19 protein-coding genes and 1 pseudogene are annotated in these 18383 nt (G+C 52.0%); all 20 read left to right on the top strand.

Annotated features, from left to right (window positions below; all coding sequences use genetic code 11):
- Positions 1-13: 13 nt before the first annotated feature.
- Entirely contained in the window at positions 14-580 is a 567-nt protein-coding gene (traE, locus tag AACV31_RS07895) for a type IV conjugative transfer system protein TraE (RefSeq protein ID WP_161574075.1), read from the top strand.
- Complete coding sequence (traK, locus tag AACV31_RS07900; protein ID WP_161574074.1) at positions 567-1295, top strand: type-F conjugative transfer system secretin TraK; 729 nt, start codon at positions 567-569, stop codon at positions 1293-1295. Before traE ends, traK begins: the two co-directional genes overlap by 14 nt.
- Complete coding sequence (gene traB, locus AACV31_RS07905) at positions 1295-2722, top strand: F-type conjugal transfer pilus assembly protein TraB (RefSeq protein ID WP_161574073.1); 1428 nt, start codon at positions 1295-1297, stop codon at positions 2720-2722. Before traK ends, traB begins: the two co-directional genes overlap by 1 nt.
- Positions 2712-3300, top strand: a pseudogene (traP, locus tag AACV31_RS07910) (conjugal transfer pilus-stabilizing protein TraP). The gene traB and the pseudogene traP overlap by 11 nt, the downstream one beginning before the upstream one ends.
- On the top strand, positions 3287-3607 hold the full coding sequence (locus AACV31_RS07915; RefSeq protein WP_245174386.1) for a conjugal transfer protein TrbD: 321 nt from the start codon (positions 3287-3289) through the stop codon (positions 3605-3607). The pseudogene traP and the gene AACV31_RS07915 overlap by 14 nt, the downstream one beginning before the upstream one ends.
- A complete protein-coding gene (traV, locus tag AACV31_RS07920; RefSeq protein WP_161574072.1) occupies positions 3604-4119 on the top strand; it encodes a type IV conjugative transfer system lipoprotein TraV in 516 nt (171 codons plus the stop codon). Before AACV31_RS07915 ends, traV begins: the two co-directional genes overlap by 4 nt.
- 134 nt (positions 4120-4253) lie before the next feature.
- The gene (gene traR / locus AACV31_RS07925) at positions 4254-4475 is read left to right on the top strand and encodes a conjugal transfer protein TraR (protein WP_165156915.1); all 222 of its coding nucleotides are present in this window, start codon (positions 4254-4256) and stop codon (positions 4473-4475) included.
- A gap of 159 nt (positions 4476-4634) precedes the next feature.
- Entirely contained in the window at positions 4635-7262 is a 2628-nt protein-coding gene (traC, locus tag AACV31_RS07930; protein ID WP_165156913.1) for a type IV secretion system protein TraC, read from the top strand.
- Entirely contained in the window at positions 7259-7645 is a 387-nt protein-coding gene (gene trbI / locus AACV31_RS07935; protein WP_001585100.1) for a type-F conjugative transfer system protein TrbI, read from the top strand. The genes traC and trbI overlap by 4 nt, the downstream gene beginning before the upstream one ends.
- Entirely contained in the window at positions 7642-8274 is a 633-nt protein-coding gene (gene traW, locus AACV31_RS07940; RefSeq protein ID WP_001203720.1) for a type-F conjugative transfer system protein TraW, read from the top strand. Before trbI ends, traW begins: the two co-directional genes overlap by 4 nt.
- Positions 8271-9263, top strand: coding sequence for a conjugal transfer pilus assembly protein TraU (gene traU / locus AACV31_RS07945; protein ID WP_000830839.1), 993 nt, complete (start codon positions 8271-8273; stop codon positions 9261-9263). The genes traW and traU overlap by 4 nt, the downstream gene beginning before the upstream one ends.
- 8 nt (positions 9264-9271) lie before the next feature.
- The gene (trbC, locus tag AACV31_RS07950; protein WP_165156953.1) at positions 9272-9910 is read left to right on the top strand and encodes a type-F conjugative transfer system pilin assembly protein TrbC; all 639 of its coding nucleotides are present in this window, start codon (positions 9272-9274) and stop codon (positions 9908-9910) included.
- Positions 9907-11715 (top strand): type-F conjugative transfer system mating-pair stabilization protein TraN, encoded by a 1809-nt coding sequence (traN, locus tag AACV31_RS07955; RefSeq protein ID WP_165156911.1) that lies wholly within the window; start codon positions 9907-9909, stop codon positions 11713-11715. The genes trbC and traN overlap by 4 nt, the downstream gene beginning before the upstream one ends.
- A gap of 26 nt (positions 11716-11741) precedes the next feature.
- Complete coding sequence (locus tag AACV31_RS07960) at positions 11742-11999, top strand: conjugal transfer protein TrbE (RefSeq protein ID WP_161574085.1); 258 nt, start codon at positions 11742-11744, stop codon at positions 11997-11999.
- The gene (gene traF, locus AACV31_RS07965; protein WP_161574067.1) at positions 11992-12735 is read left to right on the top strand and encodes a type-F conjugative transfer system pilin assembly protein TraF; all 744 of its coding nucleotides are present in this window, start codon (positions 11992-11994) and stop codon (positions 12733-12735) included. Before AACV31_RS07960 ends, traF begins: the two co-directional genes overlap by 8 nt.
- A gap of 169 nt (positions 12736-12904) precedes the next feature.
- A complete protein-coding gene (gene traQ, locus AACV31_RS07970; protein WP_000270010.1) occupies positions 12905-13141 on the top strand; it encodes a type-F conjugative transfer system pilin chaperone TraQ in 237 nt (78 codons plus the stop codon).
- Complete coding sequence (gene trbB, locus AACV31_RS07975; protein WP_165156909.1) at positions 13128-13673, top strand: type-F conjugative transfer system pilin assembly thiol-disulfide isomerase TrbB; 546 nt, start codon at positions 13128-13130, stop codon at positions 13671-13673. The genes traQ and trbB overlap by 14 nt, the downstream gene beginning before the upstream one ends.
- The gene (traH, locus tag AACV31_RS07980) at positions 13663-15045 is read left to right on the top strand and encodes a conjugal transfer pilus assembly protein TraH (RefSeq protein WP_165156907.1); all 1383 of its coding nucleotides are present in this window, start codon (positions 13663-13665) and stop codon (positions 15043-15045) included. The genes trbB and traH overlap by 11 nt, the downstream gene beginning before the upstream one ends.
- Positions 15042-17867 (top strand): conjugal transfer mating-pair stabilization protein TraG, encoded by a 2826-nt coding sequence (gene traG / locus AACV31_RS07985; RefSeq protein ID WP_165156905.1) that lies wholly within the window; start codon positions 15042-15044, stop codon positions 17865-17867. The genes traH and traG overlap by 4 nt, the downstream gene beginning before the upstream one ends.
- Complete coding sequence (gene traS, locus AACV31_RS07990; RefSeq protein WP_165156903.1) at positions 17864-18373, top strand: conjugal transfer entry exclusion protein TraS; 510 nt, start codon at positions 17864-17866, stop codon at positions 18371-18373. Before traG ends, traS begins: the two co-directional genes overlap by 4 nt.
- Positions 18374-18383: the final 10 nt, after the last annotated feature.

The raw sequence follows: 18383 nt of genomic DNA on the forward strand, positions 1-18383 counted from the left end.
CCAGGATTGTTATATGGAACACGGTGCCCGTTTAAGTACCAGTCGTGTAATGGCCATCGCTTTTATATTTATGTCGGTGCTTATTGTTCTCAGCCTCGCCGTTAACGTTATTCAGGGGGTAAATAACTACCGTCTTCAGAATGAGCAACGCACCGCCGTGACACCAATGGCGTTTAATGCCCCTTTTGCCGTTTCACAGAACAGTGCCGATGCCTCTTATTTACAGCAGATGGCGCTGTCATTTGTTGCCCTCCGTCTGAATGTCTCACCGGAAATCGTTGATGCCTCACATCAGGCGCTTCTGCAATATATCCGTCCAGGCGCACAGAACCAGATGAAAGTTATTCTGGCTGAAGAGGCGAAGCGTATTAAAAACGATAACGTGAACTCCGCCTTTTTCCAGACCAGTGTTCGTGTCTGGCCTCAGTATGGACGTGTGGAAATTCGTGGTGTGCTTAAAACCTGGATTGGTGATTCAAAACCTTTCACTGATATCAAACATTACATCCTTATTCTGAAGAGGGAAAACGGGGTGACCTGGCTGGATAATTTCGGGGAAACAGACGATGAGAAAAAATAATACAGCAATAATATTCGGCGGCCTGTTTTTTTCCTGTAGCGTGATGGCCGCAACCGGTACGCTGCCCCCCACCGTGGTGCCAATGGTGAACGGTGGTCAGGCCAGTATTGCCATCAGTAATACCAGCCCGAATCTGTTTACCGTTCCCGGTGACCGGATTATCGCCGTGAACAGTCTGGATGGTGCCCTGACCAATAATGAGCAGACCGCCTCCGGCGGTGTAGTGGTGGCCACCGTCAACAAAAAGCCCTTTACGTTCATTCTGGAAACAGAACGTGGTCTTAACCTTTCCATTCAGGCCGTTCCCCGTGAAGGCGCGGGGCGTACCATTCAACTGGTCAGTGACCTGCGCGGGACCGGAGAAGAAGCCGGAGCGTGGGAAACGTCCACGCCTTACGAATCCCTGCTTGTGACCATCAGCCAGGCCGTCCGTGGCGGAAAATTACCCGCAGGCTGGTATCAGGTTCCTGTGACAAAGGAAACCCTGCAGGCTCCGGCGGGTCTGTCTTCAGTGGCAGATGCGGTATGGACAGGGAATCACCTGAAGATGATCCGCTTTGCCGTGGAAAATAAAACGCTGGCTGCCCTGAATATCCGGGAAAGTGACTTCTGGCAGCCGGGAACCCGTGCCGTAATGTTCAGTCAGCCTGCCAGCCAGTTACTGGCAGGTGCGCGCATGGATGTGTATGTCATCCGTGACGGGGAGGGCAACTGATGGCCAGTATCAACACCATTGTGAAGCGCAAGCAGTACCTGTGGCTGGGGATTGTGGTTGTCGGTGCAGTTTCCGCGATTGGTGGTGCACTGTATCTGTCTGATGTGGACATGTCCGGTAACGGTGAGGCGGTGGCTGAACAGGAGCCTGTGCCGGATATGACCGGTGTGGTGGATACGACCTTTGATGACAAGGTGCGTCAGCATGCAACCACAGAGATGCAGGTGACTGCAGCGCAGATGCAGAAGCAGTATGAGGAAATCCGTCGAGAGCTGGATGTCCTGAACAAACAGCGCGGTGATGACCAGCGTCGTATTGAAAAGCTGGGCCAGGACAATGCCGCCCTGGCAGAGCAGGTGAAAGCCCTGGGTGCAAATCCCGTCACCGCGACCGGAGAGCCTGTACCGCATACACCAGCCTCACCGCCCGGCCCGGAAGGCGAACCACAGCCAGGAAACACACCCGTATCCTTCCCGCCGCAGGGCAGCGTTGCTGTTCCACCGCCGACGGCGTTTTATCCCGGTAATGGTGTCACGCCACCACCACAGGTGACGTACCAGTCTGTGCCAGTGCCTAACCGGATACAGCGTAAGGTGTTTACCCGTAATGAGGGAAAACAGGGACCATCGCTGCCGTACATTCCGTCAGGAAGTTTTGCGAAAGCCATGCTGATTGAAGGGGCGGATGCCAATGCCTCAGTCACCGGTAATGAATCCACGGTGCCGATGCAGCTGCGTATCACCGGCCTGGTGGAAATGCCGAACAGCAAGACGTATGACGCAACGGGATGTTTTGTTGGTCTGGAAGCCTGGGGGGATGTGTCCAGTGAGCGTGCCATCGTGCGCACCCGTAATATCAGCTGCCTGAAGGACGGCAAAACAATTGATATGCCGATTAAGGGGCATGTCAGCTTCCGGGGTAAAAACGGTATCAAGGGCGAAGTGGTGATGCGTAACGGCAAAATCCTCGGCTGGGCATGGGGCGCGGGATTTGTTGATGGTATTGGTCAGGGAATGGAGCGTGCTTCCCAGCCGGCTGTCGGGCTGGGTGCCACTGCCGCTTACGGGGCTGGCGATGTCCTGAAAATGGGTATCGGTGGCGGCGCATCGAAAGCCGCACAGACGCTCAGTGACTATTACATCAAACGTGCCGAACAGTATCACCCGGTGATACCCATTGGCGCGGGCAATGAAGTGACCGTGGTGTTCCAGGACGGCTTCCAGCTGAAAACCGTGGAAGAGATGGCGCTGGAACGCACGCAGAACAGAGCGGAAGATGAGAATCCGGAAAGTCCAGTACCTGTTCCGCCATCAGCTGAAAGTCATCTTAACGGCTTTAATACTGACCAGATGCTGAAGCAACTGGGCAACCTGAATCCGCAGCAGTTTATGTCCGGCAGTCATGGTGGGGGCAGCGATGGTAAATAATATGTCGCCCCGTCAGACATGCCTTGCCGCCCGGTATGTTGTTGCCCGTGTCCTGCGAGGACTGCTCTGGTGTCTGAAATATGCCGTCATTCTGCCATTGGCCACAATGGCCCTGATGGCTCTGTTTGTTTTATGGAAGGACAACACCACGCCAGGGAAATTGCTGGTTAAGGAGATTAACTTCGTAAGACAAACAGCCCCTGCCGGGCAATTTCCGGTCAGTGAATGTCGGTTTTCTTCCTCAGACTTTCCCGGAGCAGAAGTAAAAGAAATCTGCCATTACCGCAATGTTGGGGCCACAGAGTATACCCGGGAAACTGACCGGTCACTGATGCAACTGGTCACCGCATTATGGGCAACGCTGGCACTGATGTTTATGTCGTTTGCGGTGGGCACCAGGAAAAAAAACGGTGCGGCCCGGAACAATAAAATGTGTTCGGGTGGCAACCGCAGATGAACGTCTGAAGGATGTGCTTACGGAAGACACTTCCCTGCCGGGAAAAATCAGGGAATACCCTGTTTATTTCCCTGATAACAGAACAAACAGAAACAACGGAGATAAAAATGAACATGCGTAATATTAATGTTATTACTGCCTGCTCTGTACCGGATAAAATCGTATCAGATGATTTTATTCATTCTGTTCTCAGTAACTGCACCACAAGAATAGTTCTCCCTGCACCGAAGGGGTTCACTCCTGAATCATTGCCGCACAGTTTTTATATGGCTGCTGTTGGTGTGATAAAGAAGGGGATGTCGATGAGTTTGTTTTCTTCTCCGGGAAATACAGTAGTCTTCGGACAACCCTGTGCAGGGAAAACAAATATGATGGTTGAATTCATTTCTTCTGTTGTGGGGGGTAATAAAAAAGGAGAAGGGCAATGAAACAGATTTCTTTATTTATTCCTCTGCTGGGGACGTTATTACTTTCCGGCTGTGCCGGAACCAGTACGGAATTTGAGTGTAACGCTACCACATCAGATACCTGTATGACGATGGATCAGGCCAACGAGAAGGCCAAAAAACTGGAGCAGTCCTCAGAAGCAAAGCCGGTTGCGGCATCACTGCCGCACCTGGCTGAAGGGAACTTCCGGACAACCCCGGTGCAGACCGTTAGCACGACAACTTCGTCCGGCAGCAAACCTGCAGTGACGGCACTTCCGGAGCAGAAACTGCTGGCACCACGCCCGCTGTTTACCGCTGCCCGGGAAGTGAAAACGGTTGTTCCGGTCAGTTCAGTTGCGCCGATAACACCACCCCGTCCGCTAAGAACGGGTGAGCAGACGGCAGCATTATGGATAGCGCCTTATATTGATAATCAGGATGTTTATCATCAGCCATCCAGTGTGTTTTTTGTTATTAAGCCGTCTGCGTGGGGAAAACCACGTATTAATTAACTGACCCTGAAGTTGTATATCAGCCGGCAATGCCGGCGGGCTTTCTGTATTCAAAATCTGCCTGTAAAACGAGTGCCCTGTGCGTGAAAAGGGACGGGCGGTAGCGTGTCAGAACATGTCGGGAGGAATATTCCGTGAGTGATGAAGCCGATGAAGCATATTCAGTGACAGAACAACTGACCATGACAGGAATAAACCGGATACGCCAGAAGATAAATGTTAATGGTATTCCTGTTTATCTCTGTGAGGCATGCGGAAACCCCATTCCGGAGGCCAGACGGAAAATATTTCCCGGTGTGACGTTATGCGTTGAATGCCAGGCGTATCAGGAAAAGCAGAGAAAACATTATGCATAAGTCAGTCGCAGAACATAGTGATTTAATTCCGGATGAATATGAGTGGATATTCAGAAAACAGAAATCTTTGTATATGCGCCGGGAAATGGCGCGTTAATTACAGGTATTCCCTTCATGGCTACCGCATTTCTCGCTTTATTTTTCAACTAAGGAATTCATGTGAATAATCCACTTGAGGCCGTCACTCAGGCGGTCAATTCACTGCTGACCGCGCTTAAATTACCGGATGAATCCGCAAAGGCCAATGAAGTTCTGGGCGAAATGAGCTTCCCGCAGTTCAGCCGTCTGCTGCCGTACCGTGATTACAACCAGGAGTCCGGCCTGTTCATGAATGACACCACGATGGGCTTTATGCTGGAAGCCATTCCCATCAATGGTGCGAATGAGTCCATTGTGGAGGCGCTCGACCACATGCTGCGCACCAAACTGCCGCGCGGTATTCCGTTGTGTATCCATCTGATGTCCAGCCAGCTGGTTGGTGACAGGATTGAATACGGGCTGCGTGAGTTCTCCTGGTCAGGTGAACAGGCTGAACGGTTTAACGCCATTACCCGTGCCTATTATATGAAAGCGGCAGCGACACAGTTCCCGCTGCCGGAGGGGATGAATCTGCCCCTGACCCTGCGCCATTACCGGGTGTTTATCTCGTACTGTTCTCCCTCGAAGAAAAAAAGCCGGGCCGACATTCTGGAAATGGAAAACCTGGTGAAAATCATCCGGGCGTCGTTACAGGGGGCCAGTATCATCACACAGACGGTGGATGCACAGGCCTTTATCGATATTGTCGGGGAGATGATTAACCATAACCCGGACTCCCTGTACCCGAAAAGACGTCAGCTGGACCCGTATTCTGATCTGAATTATCAGTGTGTGGAGGACAGTTTTGATCTGAAAGTCCGGGCTGATTATCTGACGCTGGGCCTGCGTGAGAACGGCAGGAACAGCACGGCCCGCATCCTGAATTTCCATCTGGCCCGTAACCCGGAAATCGCCTTCCTGTGGAACATGGCTGACAACTACAGCAACCTGCTGAACCCGGAACTGTCCATCTCCTGTCCGTTCATCCTGACGCTGACTCTGGTGGTGGAAGACCAGGTGAAAACCCACAGCGAAGCCAACCTGAAGTACATGGACCTGGAGAAAAAGTCGAAGACCTCCTATGCCAAATGGTTTCCGTCCGTGGAGAAAGAGGCGAAGGAGTGGGGGGAACTGCGTCAGCGGCTGGGCTCCGGTCAGTCCTCCGTGGTGTCCTACTTCCTCAACATCACAGCCTTCTGCAAGGACAATAATGAAACGGCACTGGAAGTGGAGCAGGACATCCTGAACAGCTTCCGTAAAAACGGTTTTGAGCTGATTTCACCGCGCTTTAACCACATGCGCAATTTCCTGACCTGTCTGCCCTTTATGGCCGGGAAAGGGTTGTTTAAACAGCTGAAAGAGGCCGGAGTGGTACAGCGCGCAGAGAGCTTTAATGTGGCCAACCTGATGCCGTTAGTGGCGGATAACCCCCTGACACCGGCAGGTCTGCTGGCACCCACCTACCGTAACCAGCTGGCGTTTATCGATATTTTCTTCCGGGGGATGAATAACACCAACTACAACATGGCGGTCTGTGGCACCTCCGGGGCCGGTAAAACCGGGCTGATACAGCCACTTATCCGCAGCGTGCTGGACTCCGGGGGCTTTGCCGTGGTGTTCGACATGGGGGATGGCTACAAGTCCCTGTGTGAGAACATGGGGGGCGTATATCTGGACGGTGAAACCCTGCGCTTTAACCCGTTTGCGAACATCACCGATATTGACCAGTCAGCGGAGCGTGTCCGCGACCAGCTGTCGGTGATGGCCAGCCCCAACGGTAACCTGGATGAAGTGCATGAAGGTCTGCTGCTGCAGGCCGTCAGGGCATCATGGCTGGCCAAAGAGAACAGGGCACGTATTGATGACGTGGTGGATTTTCTGAAAAACGCCAGTGACAGCGAGCAGTATGCCGAGTCACCGACTATCCGCAGCCGTCTGGACGAAATGATTGTGCTGCTTGACCAGTACACTGCCAACGGCACTTACGGCCAGTATTTTAACTCTGATGAGCCGTCCCTGCGGGATGACGCAAAAATGGTGGTGCTGGAGCTGGGCGGACTGGAAGACCGTCCGTCACTGCTGGTTGCGGTGATGTTCTCCCTGATTATCTACATCGAGAACAGGATGTACCGCACGCCGCGTAATCTCAAAAAACTGAACGTTATTGATGAAGGCTGGCGTCTGCTGGACTTCAAAAATCACAAGGTCGGTGAGTTTATTGAGAAAGGTTACCGTACCGCCCGCCGTCATACCGGTGCCTATATCACCATCACACAGAACATCGTCGACTTTGACTCTGACAAGGCATCCAGTGCTGCCCGTGCGGCATGGGGTAACTCCTCCTACAAAATTATCCTCAAACAGAGTGCGAAGGAGTTCGCGAAATACAACCAGCTGTATCCGGACCAGTTCCTGCCACTGCAGCGCGACATGATTGGCAAGTTTGGTGCGGCCAAAGACCAGTGGTTCAGTTCCTTCCTGCTGCAGGTGGAAAACCATTCCTCCTGGCACCGTCTGTTTGTGGACCCGTTAAGCCGTGCCATGTACAGCTCTGACGGCCCGGACTTTGAGTTTGTACAGCAGAAGCGTAAAGAGGGGCTGAGTATTCATGAGGCGGTGTGGCAGCTGGCGTGGAAGAAATCAGGGCCGGAGATGGCTTCGCTGGAAGCCTGGCTTGAAGAGCATGAGAAATACAGGAGTGTTGCATGACCACAACGCAAAAAACGACTGACGTTACAGCCCCTCGACGCAGCCACTGGTGGTGGACGGTGCCGGGATACCTGGCAATGGTGTTACTGAACGCAGCCATCAGTTACGGCATTGTCAGACTGAACGCACCGGTGACTGCCGCCTTCAACATGAAACAGACCGTGGATGCGTTTTTTGACAGCGCCAGTCAGAAACAACTGTCAGAAGCACAGTCAAAAGCCCTTTCAGCGCGTTTTAACACGGCACTGGAAGCCAGCCTGCAGGCGTGGCAGCAGAAACACCACGCGGTCATTCTGGTGTCGCCTGCCGTGGTACAGGGGGCTCCGGATATCACCCGGGAAATCCAGCAGGATATCGCCCGGCGAATGAGGGCGGAACCATGAGATGCCGGGGGCTGATTGCCCTGCTGATATGGGGGCAGAGTGTGGCCGCCGCCGATCTTGGTACCTGGGGCGATCTGTGGCCGGTAAAGGAGCCGGACATGCTGACGGTGATCATGCAGCGCCTGACGGCACTGGAGCAGTCCGGTGAGATGGGCCGGAAAATGGATGCCTTTAAGGAGCGGGTGATCCGCAACAGTCTGCGGCCCCCTGCCGTGCCCGGTATCGGACGCACGGAGAAATACGGCAGCCGGTTGTTTGACCCGTCCGTCAGACTGGCTGCGGATATCCGGGATAACGAAGGGCGGGTGTTTGCCCGTCAGGGTGAAGTGATGAATCCGCTGCAGTATGTTCCTTTTAACCAGACGCTGTATTTCATCAATGGCGATGATCCGGCGCAGGTGGCCTGGATGAAACGCCAGACGCCGCCCACACTGGAGAGCAAAATTATCCTCGTGCAGGGCAGTATCCCGGAGATGCAGAAGTCTCTGGACAGCCGTGTTTACTTTGACCAGAACGGTGTGCTCTGCCAGCGCCTCGGCATTGATCAGGTCCCGGCACGGGTGAGCGCCGTTCCCGGCGATCGCTTCCTGAAGGTGGAATTTATTCCGGCAGAGGAGGGCAGAAAATGAAGCGAAGCCTGTGGCTGCTGATGTTATTCCTTCTCGCCGGTCATGTCCCTGCAGCGTCTGCGGATTCTGCCTGTGAGGGGCGTTTTGTAAACCCGATCACGGATATCTGCTGGAGCTGTATTTTCCCGCTCTCGCTGGGCAGTATCAAAGTCAGTCAGGGTAAGGTCCCCGACACGGCGAACCCGTCGATGCCCATTCAGATTTGTCCGGCACCGCCGCCGCTGTTCAGGCGTATCGGGCTGGCCATTGGTTACTGGGAGCCGATGGCGCTGACGGACGTCACCCGGTCACCGGGATGTATGGTGAACCTGGGCTTCAGCCTGCCGGCTTTTGGTAAAACGGCACAGGGAACGGCGAAAAAGGATGAGAAGCAGGTGAACGGGGCGTTCTATCACGTTCACTGGTACAAATACCCGCTGACGTACTGGCTTAACATCATCACATCTCTGGGCTGTCTGGAAGGTGGTGACCTGGATATCGCTTATCTTTCTGAAATCGACCCCACCTGGACGGACAGCAGCCTGACCACCATTCTCAATCCGGAAGCTGTCATCTTTGCCAATCCGATAGCACAGGGGGCCTGTGCAGCAGATGCGATTGCCAGCGCCTTTAATATGCCTCTCGATGTTCTGTTCTGGTGTGCCGGTTCGCAGGGCAGTATGTACCCGTTTAATGGCTGGGTGAGTAATGAGTCCAGTCCGTTGCAGTCCTCCCTGCTGGTCAGTGAACGCATGGCGTTCAAGCTGCACCGTCAGGGCATGATTATGGAAACTATCGGGAAAAATAACGCCGTCTGTAATGAATATCCGTCCCCAATCCTGCCCAAAGAACGCTGGCGTTATCAGATGGTGAATATGTATCCGGACAGCGGACAGTGCCACCCGTTCGGGCGCAGCGTGACCCGCTGGGAAACCGGGAAAAATCCGCCCAACACAAAGAAAAACTTCGGCTACCTGATGTGGCGTAAACGTAACTGTGTATTCCTGTGAGGTGAATGATGAAGCTGAGTATGAAATCTCTGGCAGCACTTCTGATGATGCTGAACGGGGCGGTTATGGCGTCAGAAAACGTGAACACTCCTGAAAACCGCCAGTTCCTGAAGCAGCAGGAAAATTTAAGCAGACAACTGCGCGAAAAACCTGACCATCAGCTGAAAGCCTGGGCGGAGCAACAGGTGCTGGAAAAACCCCTTCAGCGTTCAGATAACCATTTCCTGGATGAACTGGTTCGTAAACAGCAGGCTTCGCAGGACGGGAAACCCCGGCAGGGTGCTCTGTATTTTGTGTCGTTTTCCATTCCCGAAGAGGGGCTGAAACGAATGCTGGGCGAAACCCGGCACTACGGTATACCCGCCACACTGCGGGGCATGGTGAACAATGACCTGAAGACCACCGCTGAAGCCGTGCTGTCCCTGGTGAAAGACGGCGCGACTGATGGTGTTCAGATCGACCCGACGCTCTTTTCACAGTACAACATCCGCAGTGTGCCGGCTCTGGTGGTGTTCTGCAGCCAGGGATACGACATCATCCGGGGAAACCTGCGGGTCGGCCAGGCGCTGGAGAAAGTGGCCGCCACGGGGGACTGTCGCCAGGTGGCTCATGATTTACTGGCAGGGAAAGGAGATTCCGGGAAATGAAACGTATTTTACCTCTGATACTGGCTCTGGTTGCCGGCATGGCACAGGCTGACAGCAATAGTGATTACCGGGCCGGCTCTGATTTTGCTCACCAGATCAAAGGACAGGGAAGCAGCAGTATTCAGGGCTTTAAGCCACAGGAGAGTATCCCCGGCTATAACGCGAATCCGGACGAGACAAAATATTACGGTGGCGTGACTGCCGGCGGGGATGGCGGCCTGAAAAATGACGGCACCACGGAATGGGCGACAGGTGAAACCGGTAAAACCATCACAGCGTCATTCATGAACAAGCCGAAAGACATTCTGTCACCGGATGCACCGTTTATTCAGACCGGCAGGGATGTGGTAAACCGGGCCGACAGCATCGTAGGAAACACCCGGCAGCAGTGCAGTGCACAGAAGATTAGCCGGAGTGAATACACGAATTACACCTGTGAGCGGGATTTACAGGTGGAGCAGTACTGTACGCGAACTGCCCGTATGGAGCTGCAGGGGAGTACCACATGGGAAACCCGGACGCTGGAATATGATATGGGGCAGTTACCTTCCCGGGAAGTGAATGGTCAGTATGTTGTCTCCATTACCTCTCCCGTTACCGGAGAAATAGTTAGTGCTCATTACAGCTGGAAACGGATATATCTGCAGAAAAGCAATAATATGGTGGTTACTGTGCTGGGCAGCCGCCTGAACTGGAACTCGAAAACATCCGTGGATGCCTCATTTACACCAGTGCAGAAAACGCTGACTGCCGGTGTGGCTTTCACTTCATCTCATCCTGCCCGGGCCGGGAGTATAAGACTTAAGCGTCATATATCAATGAAGCTGCGTCTGGTTGTCAGGGTAAAAAAAGCCTCGTACACCCCGTATGTTGTCTGGTCTGAAAGCTGCCCGTTCAGCAAGGAGCTGGGGAAACTGACAAAAACAGAATGTACGGAGGCTGGCGGGAACAGGACGCTGGTGAAAGATGGTCAGTCATACAGCATGTACCAGAGCTGCTGGGCATACCGGGACACGTATGTCACGCAGTCAGCAGACAAGGGAACCTGTCAGACCTACACCGACAATCCTGCCTGTACCCTAGTGTCACACCAGTGCGCCTTTTACTCCGAAGAAGGTGCCTGTCTGCATGAATATGCCACCTACTCCTGTGAGTCAAAAACATCCGGGAAAGTGATGGTCTGTGGGGGAGACGTCTTCTGTCTCGATGGCGAATGTGATAAGGCTCAGAGCGGGCAGAGTAATGATTTTGCCGAAGCCGTTTCTCAGCTGGCGGCACTGGCCGCAGCAGGTAAGGATGTTGCGGCGCTGAACGGGGTGGATGTCCGTGCTTTCACCGGTCAGGCGAAATTTTGTAAGAAGGCTGCAGCCGGATACAGCAACTGCTGTAAGGACAGCGGCTGGGGACAGGATATCGGGCTGGCCAAATGCAGCAGTGATGAAAAGGCCCTGGCTAAAGCAAAATCAAACAAACTGACCGTCAGTGTCGGAGAGTTCTGTTCGAAGAAAGTGCTGGGTGTCTGCCTGGAGAAAAAACGCAGTTACTGTCAGTTTGATTCGAAGCTGGCGCAGATAGTCCAGCAGCAGGGGCGCAACGGACAGCTGCGTATCAGTTTTGGCAGTGCGAAGCATCCTGACTGTCGGGGGATTACGGTTGATGAGCTGCAGAAAATTCAGTTCGACAGACTGGATTTCACTAACTTCTACGAAGACCTGATGAATAACCAGAAAATCCCGGACAGTGGCGTACTGACGCAGAAAGTGAAAGAACAGATTGCTGACCAGCTGAAACAGGCTGGACAGTAAGGTATGGAAAATAACCGGGGAAAATGATGAAAGTCATATTCACGTCGAACCGTTTTATTGATTTTCTTATCCGGCTTGTTATTACAGCGATTGTCATTTCCCCGGTAATTATCTGGTCATGGGATACGGTAAAAGCAACCACGGCAGGCGGGATGCTTGCAGCTGCTTTCGTTACCCTTTACTCCGGTGTGCTCCTGTTTATTCTGCATGGTTGTTTTTCTGCCCTGACTGACCTGCAGAAAGCTGATGAAAGAAAAAATGATGAAAGGAATGAAGATGAATAAAGCATTACTGCCTCTGTTACTCTGCTGCTTTATTTTTCCGGCGTCAGGGAAAGATGCAGGCTGGCAGTGGTATAACGAGAAAATAAATCCGAAGGAAAAAGAAAATAAATCAGTACCTGCTGCTCCCCGTCAGGAGCCGGATATTATGCAGAAACTGGCCGCGCTGCAGACGGCAACAAAGCGGGCGCTATACGAAGCCATTCTGTATCCCGGCGTGGATAATTTTGTGAAATATTTCCGGCTGCAGAATTACTGGACTCAGCAGGCCGGGCTTTTCACCATGAGCGCTAAAAAGGCCATGCTGGCACATCCTGAACTGGACTATAACCTGCAGTACAGCCATTACAACGGCACGGTCAGGAACCAGCTGGCGGCAGACCAGGCACAGCAGCAGCAGGCTATTGCCAGACTGGCAGATCATTATGGCATCATGTTTTTTTATCGTGGGCAGGACCCCATCGACGGGCAGCTGGCGCAGGTCATTAATGGCTTCCGGGATACCTATGGTCTGAGTGTTATTCCCGTTTCCGTGGACGGTGTGATTAATCCGCTGTTGCCGGATTCCCGGACTGACCAGGGACAGGCGCAGCGCCTCGGCGTGAAATATTTTCCGGCCATGATGCTGGTTGACCCGAAACAGGGCAGTGTTCGCCCGTTATCATACGGATTTATTTCGCAGGATGACCTGGCAAAACAATTCCTGAACGTTTCTGAAGATTTTAAACCGAACTTCTGAATTACAGATATTTTCCGTTCGTCAATAAATTTCATCAATTCTGCATTTTGTTAACCTGGAAGTGATTCACTATTTATTCCGGTAGTCCCTTATTTAATTCTCTGTATGACAGGAGAGTTTTACTGTGCATAAATATAAATTCTCTTTACCCCGGCTTGATATTAAGGGAATGTGGGTGTTTTCCCTGGGTGTATGGTTTCATATTGTTGCCCGTCTTGTTTACAGCAAACCCTGGATGGCTTTTTTTCTGGCGGAGCTTATTGCGGCCATTCTCGTGCTGTTCGGCGCATACCAGGTGCTGGATGCATGGATTGCCCGTGTCAGCCGGGAAGAGCGTGAGGCGCTGGAAGCCAGGCAACAGGCCATGATGGCAGAGCAGCAGGAGGGCGGACATGTCTCTCACTAAATCACTACTGTTCACCCTGTTACTGACAGCCGCTGCCGTTCAGGCCTCCACCCGGGATGAAATAGAGCGACTCTGGAATCCGCAGGGTATGGCCGCGCAGCCTGCACAACCGGCAGCAGGCACGTCAGCCAGGACAGAAAAGCCGGCTCCCCGCTGGTTCCGCCTCAGCAACGGCAGGCAGGTTAACCTGGCCGACTGGAAGGTGGTGCTGTTTATGCAGGGCCATTGCCCTTACTGTCACCAGTTTGACCCGGTACTGAAACAGCTGGCGCAGCAGTACAGCTTTTCCGTTTTTCCCTACACCCTGGATGGTCAGGGTGATACGGCCTTTCCGGAGGCATTACCGGTGCCACCGGACGTGATGCAGACCTTCTTCCCGAATATCCCGGTGGTCACACCGACCACCTTCCTGGTCAATGTCAACACGCTGGAGGCATTACCGCTTTTACAGGGGGCAACGGATGCCGCCAGTTTTATGGCGCGGATGGATACCGTTCTGCAGATGTACGGAGGAAAAAAACATGCCGGGTAAAGCACGGTTCAGACCGCTATTTATGCTATGTGCCGCCTTACTGACTGTGACGCCTGCAGCGTCAGCGGATGTGAACAGCGACATGAATCAGTTCTTTAACAAGCTGGGCTTCGCTTCCAATACCACACAGCCGGGCGTCTGGCAGGGGCAGGCCGCCGGCTATGCTTACGGTGGCTCCCTGTATGCCCGTACTCAGGTCAAAAATGTTCAGCTGATTTCCATGACGCTGCCGGATATCAATGCCGGATGTGGCGGCATCGACGCCTATCTCGGCTCGTTCAGTTTTATTAATGGCGAGCAGCTGCAGCGTTTTGTTAAGCAGATTATGAGCAACGCTGCCGGTTACTTTTTTGACCTTGCCCTGCAGACAACGGTGCCGGAAATCAAAACCGCAAAAGACTTCCTGCAGAAAATGGCAAGCGACATTAACAGTATGAACCTCAGTTCCTGCCAGGCGGCGCAGGGGATTATCGGCGGGCTTTTCCCCCGGACGCAGGTGTCCCAGCAGAAAGTCTGTCAGGACATTGCCGGTGAGAGCAATATTTTTGCTGACTGGGCAGCTTCCCGACAGGGATGTACCGTTGGTGGTAAATCTGACAGCGTCAGGGATAAAGCCAGCAACAAGGATAAGGAGCGGGTGACCAAAAACATCAACATCATGTGGAATGCGCTTTCCAAAAACAGAATGTTTGACGGCAACAAAGAGCTGAAAGAATTTGTGATGACGCTGACCGGCTCACTGGTGTTTGGTCCCAACGGCGAAATCACCCCCTTGTCAGCCAGAACCACTGACCGCTCAATTATCCGGGCCATGATGGAAGGCGGCACAGCAAAAATTTATCACTGCAACGATTCTGATAAATGCCTGAAAGTGGTGGCAGACACACCGGTGACCATCAGCCGGGATAATGCCCTGAAGTCTCAGATTACTAAAATTCTTGCCAGCATTCAGAACAAAGCGGTCAGCGACACGCCTCTGGATGACAAGGAAAAAGGCTTTATTTCCAGTACCACCATTCCCGTCTTCAAATACCTGGTTGATCCGCAGATGCTCGGTGTTTCCAACAGCATGATTTACCAGCTGACGGACTATATCGGTTACGACATCCTGCTGCAGTACATTCAGGAGCTGATACAGCAGGCCCGGGCGATGGTGGCCACGGGAAATTATGACGAAGCGGTTATCGAGCATATTAACGACAACATGAATGATGCCACCCGGCAGATTGCTGCGTTTCAGTCACAGGTGCAGGTGCAGCAGGATGCGCTTCTGGTTGTCGATCGCCAGATGAGCTACATGCGTCAGCAGCTTTCCGCCCGCATGCTCAGTCGTTACCAGAACAACTATCACTTCGGAGGGAGCACGTTGTGAATGAAGTTTATGTGATTGCCGGTGGTGAGTGGCTGCGAAATAACCTGAACGCCATTGCCGCCTTTATGGGGACCCGGACGTGGGATTCCATTGAAAAAATTGCGCTCACATTGTCTGTTCTCGCGGTGGCTGTGATGTGGGTACAGCGGCACAACGTGGTGGATTTGCTGGGCTGGGTGGCCGTGTTTGTGCTTATCAGCCTGCTGGTTAATGTCCGCACATCGGTGCAGATTATTGATAACAGTGACCTGGTCAAAGTTCACCGGGTGGATAATGTGCCGGTCGGACTGGCGATGCCACTTTCACTGACGACCCGGATTGGGCATGCAATGGTGGCCAGTTACGAGATGATCTTCACGCAACCGGACAGTGTCACCTACAGCAAAACGGGGATGCTGTTCGGCGCAGAACTGGTATCAAAAAGCACCGACTTTTTGTCCCGCAATCCGGAAATCACCAATCTTTTCCAGGATTATGTGCAGAACTGCGTGATGGGGGATATTTACCTGAACCACAAATACACGCTGGAGGAGCTGATGGCCTCCGCTGATCCCTACACGCTGATTTTTTCCCGCCCCAGTCCGCTGCGGGGCGTTTATGACAGCAAGAATAATTTCGTGACCTGTAAGGACGCGTCGGTTTCGCTGAAAGACAAGCTGAATCTGGACACACAGAGTGGCGGAAAAACCTGGCATTATTATGCCCAGCAGTTATTTGGTGGTCGCCCTGATTCGAACCTGCTGTTTAGTACGCTGATTGGCGACAGTTACAGTTACTTCTATGGCTCAAGTAAATCAGCCAGCCAGATCATCCGCCAGAATGTCACCATCAATGCGCTGAAGGAGGGGATCACCAGTTATGCCGCACGTAATGGTGATTCGGCCAGCCTGGTGAATCTGGCCACCACGTCATCGATGGAGAAGCAACGTCTGGCACATGTCTCAATCGGTCATGTGGCGATGCGGACACTGCCCATGACGCAGACCATCCTGACGGGGATTGCCATTGGTATTTTCCCGCTCCTGGTACTGGCGGCTGTCTTCAACAAACTGACACTGTCCGTCCTGAAAGGCTATGTGTTTGCCCTGATGTGGCTGCAGTCATGGCCAATGTTGTACGCCATTCTGAACAGTGCCATGACATTTTATGCGAAGCAGAATGGGGCACCGGTGGTGCTCTCTGAAATTTCACAGATACAGCTGAAATACTCCGATCTGGCTTCCACTGCCGGGTATCTTTCCATGATGATCCCGCCATTATCCTGGATGATGGTCAGGGGACTCGGGGCAGGATTTTCCAGTGTGTACAGCCATTTCGCTTCCTCTGCTATCAGCCCGACCGCCAGTGCGGCAGGCAGTGTGGTTGATGGTAATTATTCCTACGGCAACATGCAGACGGAGAACGTGAACGGCTTCAGCTGGAGCACCAACAGCACCACGTCGTTTGGTCAGATGATGTACCAGACCGGCAGTGGCGCAACCGCCACACAGACCCGTGACGGTAATATGGTGATGGATGCAAGTGGGGCGATGTCCCGGTTACCAGTCGGTATCAATGCAACGCGTCAGATTGCGGCGGCACAACAGGAAATGGCCCGGGAGGCGTCGAACAGAGCCGAAAGCGCCCTGCATGGTTTCAGCAGCAGTATTGCCAGTGCCTGGAACACACTCAGCCAGTTTGGTTCTAACCGGGGGAGCAGTGACTCTGTCACCGGTGGTGCTGACAGCACCATGAGCGCACAGGACTCCCTGATGGTCAGCCGTATGCGCAGTGCAGTAGAAAGTTATGCGAAGGCGCATAATATCAGTAATGAGCAGGCGACTCAGGAACTGGCATCAACAGGTTCTAAGTTCTCGTATGGCGGATATGCAGATGCTCATGCTGAATGGGGGATTAAACCTAAAATTCTTGGGGTTGGTGGTGGAGTTGGTGTCAGAGGCGGATTTAAGGGAAGTCTTGATCGAACGGATGATGATTCACATTCTGCAAGTAGTGGCAGCAGGGCTACCCATGATGCTCGACATGATATCGATGCTAAAGCCAGTAAGGACTTTAAAGAGGCCAGCGATTACTTTATGAATCGCAAGGTCAGTGAGTCCGGCAGCCATACTGACAATAATGCCGATTCCCGTGTGGACCAGCTGTCTGCAGCCCTGAACTCAGCGAAACAGAGTTACGACCAGTACACGACGAATATGACCCGCAGCCATGAATATGCTGAAATGGCATCCCGTACTGAAAGCATGAGTGGGCAGATGAGTGAAGATTTGTCGCAACAGTTTGCACAGTATGTGATGAAACACGCACCGCAGGATGCCGAAGCTATTCTGACAAATACCAGTTCGCCGGAGATTGCAGAACGCCGTCGGGCGATGGCCTGGTCTTTTGTGCAGGAACAGATACAGCCTGGTGTTGATAATGCCTGGCGTGAATCCCGTGGAGATATTGGTAAAGGAATGGAGAGCGTACCTTCGGGTGGTGGCAGCCAGGATATTATTGCTGACCATCAGGGGCATCAGGCCATTATTGATCAAAGAACGCAGGACAGTAATATCCGTGATGATGTAAAACATCAGGTTGATAATATGGTCACAGAATATAAAGGGAATATAGGTGATACTCAGAACAGCATACATGGCGAGGAAAATATTGTAAGAGAACAGTATTCTGAACTACAAAATCACCATAAAACAGAAGCATTATCTCAGAATAATAAATATAATGAAGAGCGAGAAAGTCAAAAGATAATACCTGAGCCATCAGAAGAGACGGTGAAAAAAATGATTGATGAGAAAAAGAATCAACTGAAGGGACCATTATGATTACTCACTATGATATAAAAACGGAGACACAGAAACTAAAGGATGTACTCTCTGTAGAGGGTGTTAATATTCCGCCATTATTACAAGTCATAAAGCCAGGGGGGTATGTATTTTTATGGATTTTATTATGGCCGACATTTCTCCGTTTGCTGGCAGATAAAGTTGATATCCGAGATGCCGGATTTGATATATGTTTTAGTGGCGTAATGGGGTTTATCCTTTTTGTTGCCATTACTAATGGAATGATGTTGTATCTTGCTATCCCTAAAAAATTCAGAGATGACTCGAAAGTTATATCTTTTATGTATGATAAGAACAAAACTTATATCTTGTCGTTTATGATTGTTTTTTCAATAGTTTCCTTCGCCCATACGTTCTTATTTGGTTTTTTATCGATAACTCTGTTTGTAATTTTTTCCTTTATTTATACTATAGATATAAATCGTTATAATCTATCAGCTATTACTTCAGTAATAGGGTTGTTCAAAAAAGAGTCTGTTAGTTAAAAGGATATTT

This window comes from Cronobacter sp. EKM101R (assembly GCF_963888145.1).
Classification (GTDB): domain Bacteria; phylum Pseudomonadota; class Gammaproteobacteria; order Enterobacterales; family Enterobacteriaceae; genus Cronobacter; species Cronobacter turicensis.